Below are 10,634 nucleotides of genomic sequence, written 5' to 3' on the forward strand. Positions count from 1 at the left end.
AGAACCGCCGCCAGATCGACCGCCTGCTGGGCACGCTGGACGACGCCGGCCTGGGCGCATTCGCCGCCGCGCTGCCGGCCGGCGATCCGCTGTACAAGTTTGCCGCCCGGGCCATGGTGCAGCGCGGCCTGCCGCTGCCGCGCCCGCTGGATCCGGGCGAGGGCTGGAATTTCGACTCGCGCCCGCCGGCCGCCGCCGACGGCTACCGCCCGCCGCGCCGCCTGGCGGTGCTGCTGCCGCTGAGCGGACCGCTGGCCACCGCCGCCGCGCCGGTGCGCGATGGCCTGCTGGCCGGCTACTACGGCGAAACCCGGCAGCGCCCGGAGGTCGTGTTCTACGACACCGCCGGCACGCCCGCCGGCGCCCAGGCGGCCTATGCGCGCGCGGTGGCCGAGGGCAGCGACTTCGTGGTCGGGCCGCTGGGCCGCGACGAGGTCGGCGCGGTGTTCCGCGGGCAGGCACTGGAAGTCCCGAGCCTGGCGCTGAACCGCGGCGACGCGCCGCCGCCGCCGGGCCATGCGATGTTCTCGCTGGCGCCGGAGGACGATGGCCTGGCGGCCGCGGACTACCTGCTGGCGCGCGAGCGCCGCAACGTGCTGGTGCTGGCGGGCAGCGACGAGAACGCGCTGCGCGCGGTGGAAGCCTTCCGCAGCCGGCTGGCCGACCGCGGCGGCCACATCGCCGCCACCCTGTCGGTGGGCGAGCAGCCGGGCGACCTTGGTGCCGCCCTGGTCGAGGCCGCGGCCGCCGGCGCGGACAGCGTGTTCCTGGCGGTGCGCGGCCCGCAGGCGCGGGCGCTGGCGCCGCAGCTGGCGCTGGCCGGGTTCGCTGCGCGCACCCGGGTCGGCACCTCGCAGCTGGCCTCCGGCACCGGTCGCGCCGAGGAGGACGCGGTGCTCGACGGCATCGTCTATCCCACCGAGGCCTGGGCGACCCGCGGCACCACCGGCCTGCCCGGCGCCAGCCGCGCGGCGGAGATGCTGCCGACCGCGCGCGGCCCGGCCGCGCGCCTGTTCGCCTTCGGCTACGACGCCTGGCGCATCAGCGCCTACCTGGAAAGCCTGCTGTCCGGCACCAACGGCCAGCTGCGCGGCGCCACCGGCGACCTGCGCCTGGATGGCTTCGGCAACGTGGTGCGGCAGCCGGCCTGGGCCACCTTCAGCGGCGGCCAGCCGGTCCCGCTGGGGAACTGAGGCCGGCCCCATGCGGCGCCCAGGGACGGGCTCCGGACAGGTCGACCGCCGCGCCCGCGGTGCCCAGGTGGAGGCCGCGGTGCGGACGCGGCTGGAAGCCGCCGGCCTGCGTACGCTGGACCGCAATGTCGGCTACCGCGGCGGCGAGCTCGACCTGGTGATGCGCGACGGCGCCACCGTGGTGTTCGTCGAGGTGCGCTACCGCGCCGGCTCCGCCTTCGGTGGCGGCTTGGCCTCGGTCGATGCCGGCAAGCGCCGGCGCCTGGTCCGCGCCGCGCAGCTGTACCTGGCCGGCCATCCACGGCTGGCGGACTGCCCCTGCCGCTTCGACGTGGCCGAGGCCAGCGGCGATCCGGCGGCGCCCTCGATCCGCTGGCTCAAGGATGCGTTCCGCGCGGACGATGCCTGAGCCGCCATGCCTGCGGCCTACAATCCCGGGATGACAACCGCCCTGCCCGCGGCGCTGGACGCCGAACTTTCCGCCCTGCTCGGCCCGCAGGGCTGGCGCACCGACGAGGCCGCGCGCCGCGCCCACGGCGAGGATGATTCGCGGCGCCAGGCCCTGCCCGATGCGGTTGCGGTGCCCGCCGACACGGCACAGGTGGCCGCGATCGTGCGCGCCTGCCGCGCACATCGCGTGCCGGTGGTCGCGCGCGGCGCCGGCACCGGCACCGCCGCCGGCGCGGTGCCGTTCGCCGGCGGCGTGGTGGTCTCGTTCGCGCGCATGGACCGGATCCTCGACATCCGCCCCGACGACCGCTGCGCGGTGGTCCAGCCCGGCGTGCTCAACGGCGACCTGCAGCAGGCACTGCAGCCGCACGGCCTGTTCTGGGCGCCGGATCCCTCCAGCGCCGAGCGTTGCACCATCGGCGGCAACCTCGCCTGCAATGCCGGCGGCCCGCGCGCGGTGAAATACGGCACCACCCGCGACAACGTGCTGGGCCTGGCGGCGGTGACCGGCACCGGCGAGGTCATCCGCTGCGGCGGCCCCTGGACCAAGGACGCCACCGGCTACGACCTCACCCACCTGATCGTCGGCAGCGAAGGCACCCTGGCCCTGATCGTCGAAGCCACCCTGCGCCTGCTGCCGCGACCGAAGGCGCAGGCCGGCCTGCGCGTGTTCTACCGCGACGCGGCCGGCGCCGCCGCGGCGGTCTCGCGGCTGATGCGCCAGCCGCAGGTGCCGGCGATGCTCGAGTTCATGGACCGCAGTGCGATCGCCCTGCTCCGCCGCAACGGCACGGACGTGCCGGACGCGGGCGCCATGCTGCTGGTCGAGGCCGACGGCGACGAGGACACCCTGCCGCTTGCATTGCAGGCGCTGGCCGATGCCGCCGGAGGCGAAGGCCTGCTGTCGCTGGACGTGGCCATGGACGGCGCCGCACGCGACCGCCTGTGGGCCGCGCGGCGCGCGCTCTCCCCGGCGCTGCGCAGCATCGCGCCGGGCAAGATCAACGAGGACGTGGTGGTGCCGGTGTCGCGCATCCCCGACCTGGTCGCCGCGGTCGAGGCGCTGTCGGCGGAGCATGCGCTGCCGATCGTGGCCTTCGGCCATGCCGGCAACGGCAACCTGCACGTCAACATCATGTACCACCCGGAGGACCCGGACGAGGACGCGCGCGCGCATGCGGCGCTGGAGGCGCTGTTCGCGCAGGTGATCGCCCTGGGCGGCACGCTGTCGGGCGAGCACGGCATCGGCGTGGCCAAGCGCAACTGGATGGACCGCGCCTTCGACGCGGCCACCCTGGCGGCGATGCGCGCAGTGAAGGCGGCGCTGGATCCGGATGGCATCCTCAACCCGGGCAAGGTGCTGCCTCCGGCGCACGGCTGAAACAGCACCCGCAATCGTTGGCCGGCAAGGAGCACGCGTGGACACCAGCCAGTTCGACCGCATCACCATCGGGCAGTTGCGCCAGGCCGGCGGCCTGAAGTGGCGCGCCTTCCCCGACTGCATCGGCGCCTTCGTCGCGGAAATGGACTTCGGCGTGGCCGCGCCGATCCGCCAGGCGCTACACGATGCGGTGGAAGCCGGCCAGCTCGGCTACCTCTCCGCCGCGCCGGTGCGCGCCCTGGCCGAAGCCTGCGCGCAGTGGCAGCGCGCACACCATGGCTGGGAGGTGGAGCCTGCGCAGGTGCGCGCGGTACCGGACGTGCTGGCCGCGCTGGAGATCACGCTGCGCCACTTCCTGCCGGCGGGCGCGCCGGTGGCGTTGCCGATGCCGTGCTACATGCCGTTCGTGCCGCTGCTGGAGCTGCTCGGCAACCCGGTGGTGCCGGTGCCCATGCACCGCGGCCGGGACGAGTGGACGCTGGACGAGGACGCGCTGGAGGCCGCGCTGGCCGGCGGCGCGCGCATGCTGCTGCTGTGCAATCCGCACAACCCGATCGGCAAGGTCTACCCGCGCAAGGAGCTGGAGCGCATCGCCGCGGTCGTCGCCCGCCACGACGCGCGCGTGTTCGCCGACGAGATCCATGCGCCACTGGTGTATCCCGGCGCGCAGCACGTGCCCTATGCCTCGCTCGGCGGGGAAGCCGCACGCCAGGCGATCACCGCTGTTTCCGCGTCCAAGGCCTGGAACCTGGCCGGGATGAAATGCGCGCAACTGGTGTTCACCAACCCTGCCGACCTGGAGGTGTGGCGGCGCATCGGCCACTTCGCCGGCAATAGCACCGCCACCCTGGGCGTGGTCGCGCACACCGCGGCCTGGCGCGAGGGCGATCCCTGGCGGCTGGCGGTGCTGGACTACCTGCGCGGCAACCGCGACCTGCTGGGCCGGCTGCTGGCCCAACTGCTGCCGCGGGTCGGCTACATCGCCCCGCAGGGCACCTACCTGGCCTGGCTGGACTGCCGCGCGCTGGGCCTGGACCAGCCACCGGCGCAGTTCTTCCGCCGCCACGCCCAGGTCGCGCTGACCGATGGCGCCGAATGCGGCGCAGGCGGCGAAGGCCATGTGCGGCTCAACTTCGCCATGCCCCGCCCATTGCTGGAGGAAGCCGTGCGGCGCATGGCCGCGGCGGTGGATGCACGCGGCTGAGGCCGCTCAGCCGAAATGCTCGTAGCCGGCGCGTGGCGGCTGCCACGGCTGGCCTTGCGCATCCAGCGCGCGCACGCCCTGGCCGGCGACGATGCGGCCGATGCGGCTGGCGTCGACGCCCACCTGCTCCAGCGCCAGCTGGACCTGTTCGCGCAGGTTCGCCGGCGCGGTGAAGCAAAGCTCGTAATCGTCGCCGCCGGTGGCCTGCAGCACCCGTGAAGCGTCGCCGAAAACTTCGCGCAGCGCGGCCGATGCGGGCAGCGCATCCAGCCGCACCTCGGCGCCGACGCCACTGCGCGCGCAGACATGGCCCAGGTCGGCCAGCAGCCCATCGGAGATATCGACGCAGGCATGGGCCAGGCCCAGCAGGGCGCGGCCGGCTTCCACCCGCGGCGTGGGCCGCGCCAGGCGCGAATCGAGCGCCGCACGCGCGCTTGATGCCACCTCGCCGGCAGGCGCCGGTCCCGGGACATGCCCGCCCAGCACCAGCGCCCCGGCGGCCTCGCCAGGCGTGCCGGTGACCCAGATATCGTCCCCCACCCGCGCGCGGTCGCGGCGCAGGGCGGCGCCCTGCTCGACCAGGCCCATCGCGGTCACGCCGATCGACAGCGGGCCGCGGGTGGTGTCGCCGCCGACCAGGGCGATGCCATGGCGACCGGCCAGGTCCAGGAATCCGTCGACAAAGGCCCCGACCCACGCGGCGTCTGCACGCGGCAGCGAGAGCGAAAGCGTGCACCACGCCGGCTTCGCCCCCATCGCGGCCAGGTCGGACAGGTTCACCGCCAGGGCCTTCCAGCCGATATCGGCGGCCGCGGTCCCGGCCGGGAAATGCACGCCCTCGTTGAGGGTATCGGCAGTCACCACCAGGGCATGGCCCGGCGGCGGCTGCAGCAGCGCGGCATCGTCGCCGATGCCCAGCAGCACGTCGGCGCGCGTGGCGGCGCGCTCGCGGATCAGCCCGATCAGGTCGAACTCGGCCATGGCGGCTCCGGCGTGCAGGACGGGCGCGCCGCCGGCGGCGCGCACCGGGAATGGCTCAGCGGCCGCCGCGCGAGGCCTGCACTTCGGCCGCGCGCCACTGCGCGCTGGCGCGGTCGAGCACGCCGTTGACGTAGGTGTGGCCGTGCTCGGAACCGAAGCGCTTGGCGATCTCGATCGCCTCGTTGATCACCACCCGGTACGGCACGTCCTGGCGGTGCAGCAGCTCGTACGCGGCCAGGCGCAGCACGGCGCGCTCGATCGCGTCCACTTCCTCCACGCCGCGGTCCAGGTGCGGGGCCAGGGCCTCGTCCAGGCTGGCGCGGTGCGCGAGCACGCCGGTGACCAGGTCCTCGAAATAGGCCAGGTCGGCGATCTCGTGCGCCTGCTCGTGGGCGAACTGGGCAATCACCTGCTGCGCATTGCCGCCGGAGATCTGCCAGGCATAGATGGCCTGCAGCGCACGGCGGCGCGCGCGCGCGCGCAGGACCGGATCGACGCCGGTGCGGGAACGGAACGGACGGTTCATGGCAGGCGCTCCAGCAGGTTGACCATTTCCAGCGCGGCCATCGCCGCTTCCTCACCCTTGTTGCCGTGGCTGCCGCCGGCGCGGGCCTCGGCATCCTCGAACCGCTCCACCGCCAGCACGCCGTTGAGCACCGGCACGCCGGTGTCCAGGGCCACGCGCATCAGGCCCTCGGCGCACAGGTCGGCGACGTGCTCGTAGTGGCGGGTATCGCCGCGGACCACGCAGCCCAGGGCGATGATCGCGGCGTGGGTGCCGGCGTTGGCCAGCTTGCGCGCGGCCATGGGCAGTTCCCAGGCGCCGGGCAGGCGGACCACATCCACCGCGTCCTCGGGCACGCCATTGTCGGCCAGGCTGCGGCGGGCACCGGCCACCAGGGCGTCGGTGATGCGCGCATTCCAGCGGCTGGCCAGGATCGCGAAGCGGGCGCCGGCAGGCACGCGCAGGTCGCCTTCGTACAGGGTCATGGTTCGGGGATCCTCAGGGGTCGCACAGTTTACCGGACATGGCCGGCCGGGGCCGTTCGCGGGGACCGCCGGCTTACGGCGACAGGTACTCGACCACTTCCAGCCCGTAGCCGGCCAGGCCGACCTGGCGGCGCGGGATGCCCAGCACCCGCAGCCGGCCCAGGCCGAGGTCGGCCAGGATCTGGGCGCCGGCGCCGTTGCGCCGCCACTGGCCCACGTCCCTGGGATCGCGGCGGGCCTCCGGCTCGGCGCGCAGGCGCGCCAGCAGGGCCTCGGGATCGCGCGGGGCCGACAGCACCACCATCACCCCCTGCCCCTCGGCGGCGATCGCGCGCAGGGCGTCGGTGCCGGCCACGCCGAAGTCCTCGCGCCGCCAGTGCAGCAGGTCGGCCAGCGGGTTCTCCACCTGCACGCGCACCAGGGTCGGGGTGTGGCGGTCCGGCGCCCCGCGGACCAGCGCGAAGTGCAGTTCGTGGGCGATGCGGTCGCGGTAGGTGACCAGGCGGAACGGACCGAACTCGGTGTCGATGTCGCGCTCGTCCACCCGCTCGACCGTGTGCTCGTTGGCCAGGCGCCAGGCGATCAGGTCGGCGATCGAGCCGATCTTCAGCCCGTGCTGGCGCGCGAACTCCTCCAGCTGCGGGCGCCGGGCCATGGTGCCGTCGGCGTTCATGATCTCCACCAGCACGCCGGCCGGCTCCAGCCCGGCCAGCATCGGCAGGTCGCTGGCCGCCTCCGTGTGGCCGGCGCGGGTGAGCACGCCGCCGGGCTGGGCGATCAGCGGGAACACGTGGCCCGGCTGGCTCAGGTCCGAGGGCTTGGCGTCCGGGCGCACCGCGGTGCGGATGGTGTGGGCGCGGTCGTAGGCGGAGATGCCGGTGGTCACGCCCTCGGCCGCCTCGATGCTGACCGTGAAGTTGGTATGGAACTGCGCGGTGTTGCGCTGGACCATCGGCGCCAGGCCCAGCTGCGCGCAGCGCTCGCGGGTCAGCGACAGGCACACCAGGCCGCGGGCATGGGTGACCATGAAGTTGATGTCGGCCGGGCGCACCAGCTCGGCGGCCATGATCAGGTCGCCCTCGTTCTCGCGGTCCTCGTCGTCGACGATGACCACCATGCGCCCGGCGCGGATCTCCTCCAGCAGCTCGGGGATCGTGGCGAAGTTCATGCCGGCTCCCCGCGCGCGCCCAGCAGGCGCTCGACGTAGCGCGCCACCAGGTCGATCTCCAGGTTCACCGCCTCGCCCACCCGCGTTTCGGCGAAGCGGGTATGGGCCACGGTGTGCGGGATCAGCGCCACCTCGAAGCCTTCGCCGTCGACCTCGTTGACGGTCAGGCTGACGCCGTCGACGCAGATCGAACCCTTCTTCGCGACGTACCTCAGCAGGGGCGCGGGCGCGGCGAAGCGCCAGCGCTGGGCGCGCGCGTCCTCGTGCACCGACACCACCCGCCCGATGCCGTCGACGTGGCCGCTGACCAGGTGCCCGCCCAGGCGGTCGGACGGGCGCATGGCCCGCTCCAGGTTCAGCGCCGCGCCCACGGGCAGCTCGCCCAGGGTGGTCAGGGACAGTGTTTCGGTGGAAGCGTCGGCCTGGAAGCCCTGCGCGTCGAACGCGACCACGGTCAGGCACACGCCGTTGACCGCGATGCTCTCGCCCAGGCGCACGTCGCCGCCGCCGGAGCCGAGCCACGGCAGGGTGCCGGTGGCGAAGCTGAAGCGGACGTCGCCGCCGCGCGGCTCGCGCGCGGCCAGGCGGCCCACGCCCTCGATGATCCCGGTGAACATCAGTGCAGTCCTCCGTGGCGACGCGCGCGCGCCGGCGCGGCATGGAGGAGGGTGGTCGGTTGCAGCATGGAGCGTCTCCCGCGTTCGATGGCGAAAAACGTCCAGGGGCAAAAAGCACGCACACCCGGTCCTTGCGGCCGGGCGCGGCGTCTTCTCTCATCCGGACTCTAGGGCGCGACCTGCGCGCCACAACCGTCGGCTCCGGCATTGGACCGGATCTGCTGACCCTCCGGATGGCCGGAGGCGCTCGCGGGCTCGCGCCTGTCCCGTTGCCGGGAACGGCGCCTACCGCCGGTGGGGAATTCCACCCCGCCCTGAAGACGTTTGGTTCTGTACTGGCTGCCGGCCAGGCCGGCGGCGGGATTCTACCACCCTGCCCGCCAGGCCCCGCGGCAACGGCGGGACGCAGCGTCGCGGGCGCTCAGTCCCGGGCCGGGCGCAGCAGCAGGCGGCGGTCCTCGCCCACCATCACCGACTCGGCCAGTTGCATGCGCAGGCGCTGGGCCATGGCCTCGATCCCCAGCCCCGCGAACAGCGGCCGCGCGGTATCGCCCAGGAGCAGCGGTGCCTGGTACAGCAGCAGCTCGTCGACCAGGCCGGCGCGCAGCAGCGCCCCGCACAGGGCCGGGCCTGCCTCGACCTGGACCTCGTTGATGTCGCGCGCCGCCAGCAGCCGCAGCGCGGCCTCCAGGTCCAGGTGGCCATCGCGCAGCGGCACGACGGCGAACTCCGCGTCCAGGCCCGGCGGCGGCACCGCGTCCGGGCCATGCAGGTAAAGCGTGGGCGCCGAGCCGTCGCGCACCCTGGGCATGGCCAGGCTGCGCAGGCGACTGTCGAGCACCACCCGCAGCGGTGGCTGGAACGGGGTGTCGTCGCCCAGGCGCACGGTCAGGGCCGGGTCGTCGGCCAGCACGGTGTCCGCACCAGTGAGGATCGCGCCGCTGCGCGCCCGCCAGCACTGCACATCGGCGCGCGCGGCCGCGCCGGTGATCCACTTGGACTCGCCGCTGGCCATCGCGGTGCGTCCGTCGAGGCTGGCGGCAAGCTTCACGCGCACCCATGGCCGGCCACGGGTGAAGCGCGACAGGAAGCCGAGGTTGAGTTCGCGCGCCTGCCGCTCCAGCAGCCCGGATGCCACCGCGATGCCCGCGGCCTGCAACCGGGCGAAACCGGCGCCATCGACCCGCGGGAACGGATCGCGCATGGCCGCCACCACCCGTGCCACGCCGGCGGCGACCAGTGCCTCGGCACACGGCGGCGTGCGGCCATGGTGGGCGCAAGGCTCCAGGGTGACGTAGGCGGTACCGCCGCGCGCACGATCACCGGCCTCGCGCAGGGCGAACACCTCGGCGTGCGGCTCGCCGGCGCGCGGATGCCAGCCCTCGCCGACCACCTGGCCGCCGTTGGCGACCACGCAGCCGACCACGGGGTTGGGCCGCGCGGTGTACTGGCCACGCGCGGCCAGCTGCAGCGCGCGCGCCATGCAGGCATGGTCGAAGGCGTCGAAGAGGTCGTTCATGGATGTTCCCTGCAGTCGATCGCAAGCACGTGCACCTCCAGCGGCCCCAGGCGCAGCAGCTCGTGCTCGCGCCAGCCCAGCGTGCGGTACCAGCCGGCGATGTCGGGCTTGCAGTACAGGTGGAGGACCTGCGTGCCCAGCGACCCGGCCTCGGCCACCGCGCGCGCCACCAGGGCGCGGCCGACGCCGGCGCCGCGCGCCTCCGGCCGCACGTACAGGCTGGCCAGCCAGGGCGAGTACTGCGGGATGTCCGGATGGTCCTCGGCCAGCAGGCTCACCGAGCCCAGCCAGTCGCCGGCCCCGTCCAGGGCAACCAGGGTCGAGGGGATGGTGGCGGCCCGGTCGTGCGCACGCAGTTCGGCCAGCGCCTGCGCCACCGTCCAGTCCGGCAGCAGCGCACCGAAGGCCCGCACGTGGGCCGCCGCCAGCGCAGCGGCGTGCTGCGGATGCGCGGCGAGCCAGTCGATGCGCACCGGAGTGCTCAGCGCTTCTTCGCCCGTTCGGCGACGCGCCCCTGGCCGGGCGTGACCACGCCGGCCGCTTCCAGCAGCGGCAGCTGCTCGCTCGAGGGCAGGCCGCGCTCCAGCTTCTCGATCTCCTCGCGGAAATCGTCCACGTCCTGGAAGCTGCGGTAGACCGAGGCGAAGCGCACGTAGGCCACGTGGTCGAGCTTGCGCAGCTCGTCCATCACGAATTCGCCGATGCGCCGCGACGGCAGCTCGCGTTCGCCGCTCATGCGCACCGCATGCACCACGGCGCGCACCGCGGCCTCGACCTGTTCCTCGGCCACCGGGCGCTTCTGCAGCGCGCGGTCGAAGCCCTGGCGCAGCTTCTTGGCGTCGAACTGCTCGCGGCGGCCGTCGCTCTTGATGATCGACGGCAGCTTCAGCTCGACCGTTTCCAGGGTGGAGAAGCGCTCTCCGCAGGCCTCGCATTCGCGGCGGCGGCGGATGGTGGCGCCGTCCTCGGACACGCGCGAGTCGATCACGCGGGTGTCGTTGTGCTGGCAGAAGGGGCAATGCATGGGTGTTCCTCAGCGGGCGCGGCCCGCGCGCGGCTTGCTGGCCATGGGCGCGCCGGCCGCGGCGGCCGCCGCCACGGGCATCGCCGGGTCCCGGGCGGCAACCGCCC

At 74.2% G+C, this 10,634-nt stretch carries 12 protein-coding genes and 1 riboswitch; of the genes, 4 read left to right on the top strand and 8 right to left on the bottom strand.

Annotated elements, in window-relative coordinates:
* The 4 genes from B351_RS0100925 to B351_RS0100940 form a co-directional block, all read left to right on the top strand.
* Nucleotides 1-1,193, top strand: a 1,193-nt coding sequence (locus B351_RS0100925; protein WP_019397179.1) for a penicillin-binding protein activator, incomplete at its 5' end; no start/stop codon positions are given.
* A 10-nt stretch (nt 1,194-1,203) separates the two neighbouring features.
* Nucleotides 1,204-1,602, top strand: a complete 399-nt coding sequence (locus B351_RS0100930) for a YraN family protein (protein ID WP_019397180.1) — start codon at nt 1,204-1,206, stop codon at nt 1,600-1,602.
* Between the two features lie 30 nt (nt 1,603-1,632).
* Nucleotides 1,633-3,024 (top strand): FAD-binding oxidoreductase, encoded by a 1,392-nt coding sequence (locus B351_RS0100935; RefSeq protein ID WP_019397181.1) that lies wholly within the window; start codon nt 1,633-1,635, stop codon nt 3,022-3,024.
* A gap of 37 nt (nt 3,025-3,061) precedes the next feature.
* Nucleotides 3,062-4,228 carry a MalY/PatB family protein gene (locus tag B351_RS0100940; RefSeq protein ID WP_019397182.1) on the top strand — a complete coding sequence of 389 codons (1,167 nt, stop codon included), beginning with the start codon at nt 3,062-3,064 and terminating at the stop codon, nt 4,226-4,228.
* A gap of 6 nt (nt 4,229-4,234) precedes the next feature.
* On the opposite strand, the gene thiL is transcribed toward B351_RS0100940, so the two are convergent.
* The 8 genes from thiL to nrdR all read right to left on the bottom strand — a co-directional run bounded on the left by thiL (nt 4,235) and on the right by nrdR (nt 10,527).
* On the bottom strand, nt 4,235-5,209 hold the full coding sequence (gene thiL / locus B351_RS0100945) for a thiamine-phosphate kinase (protein WP_026010202.1): 975 nt from the start codon (nt 5,207-5,209) through the stop codon (nt 4,235-4,237).
* Nucleotides 5,210-5,264: 55 nt separating this feature from the next.
* Nucleotides 5,265-5,735, bottom strand: coding sequence for a transcription antitermination factor NusB (gene nusB, locus B351_RS0100950; RefSeq protein WP_019397184.1), 471 nt, complete (start codon nt 5,733-5,735; stop codon nt 5,265-5,267).
* Nucleotides 5,732-6,199, bottom strand: coding sequence for a 6,7-dimethyl-8-ribityllumazine synthase (ribH, locus tag B351_RS0100955; RefSeq protein WP_019397185.1), 468 nt, complete (start codon nt 6,197-6,199; stop codon nt 5,732-5,734). Before ribH ends, nusB begins: the two co-directional genes overlap by 4 nt.
* A gap of 73 nt (nt 6,200-6,272) precedes the next feature.
* Nucleotides 6,273-7,367, bottom strand: a complete 1,095-nt coding sequence (gene ribB, locus B351_RS0100960) for a 3,4-dihydroxy-2-butanone-4-phosphate synthase (RefSeq protein ID WP_019397186.1) — start codon at nt 7,365-7,367, stop codon at nt 6,273-6,275.
* Nucleotides 7,364-7,984 carry a riboflavin synthase gene (locus tag B351_RS0100965; protein WP_019397187.1) on the bottom strand — a complete coding sequence of 207 codons (621 nt, stop codon included), beginning with the start codon at nt 7,982-7,984 and terminating at the stop codon, nt 7,364-7,366. Before B351_RS0100965 ends, ribB begins: the two co-directional genes overlap by 4 nt.
* Nucleotides 7,985-8,128: 144 nt before the next feature.
* A riboswitch (FMN riboswitch) is annotated at nt 8,129-8,310 on the bottom strand.
* 95 nt (nt 8,311-8,405) lie between these two features.
* Complete coding sequence (gene ribD / locus B351_RS0100970) at nt 8,406-9,503, bottom strand: bifunctional diaminohydroxyphosphoribosylaminopyrimidine deaminase/5-amino-6-(5-phosphoribosylamino)uracil reductase RibD (RefSeq protein ID WP_019397188.1); 1,098 nt, start codon at nt 9,501-9,503, stop codon at nt 8,406-8,408.
* Nucleotides 9,500-9,976, bottom strand: a complete 477-nt coding sequence (locus tag B351_RS0100975) for a GNAT family N-acetyltransferase (protein ID WP_019397189.1) — start codon at nt 9,974-9,976, stop codon at nt 9,500-9,502. The genes ribD and B351_RS0100975 overlap by 4 nt, the downstream gene beginning before the upstream one ends.
* 8 nt (nt 9,977-9,984) lie before the next feature.
* Nucleotides 9,985-10,527: a transcriptional regulator NrdR gene (gene nrdR, locus B351_RS0100980; RefSeq protein ID WP_019397190.1), complete on the bottom strand. Its 543-nt coding sequence runs from the start codon at nt 10,525-10,527 to the stop codon at nt 9,985-9,987.
* Between the last annotated feature and the right edge of the window lie 107 nt (nt 10,528-10,634).

The organism is Pseudoxanthomonas sp. GW2 (assembly GCF_000283075.1).
Taxonomy (GTDB): Bacteria; Pseudomonadota; Gammaproteobacteria; order Xanthomonadales; family Xanthomonadaceae; genus Pseudoxanthomonas.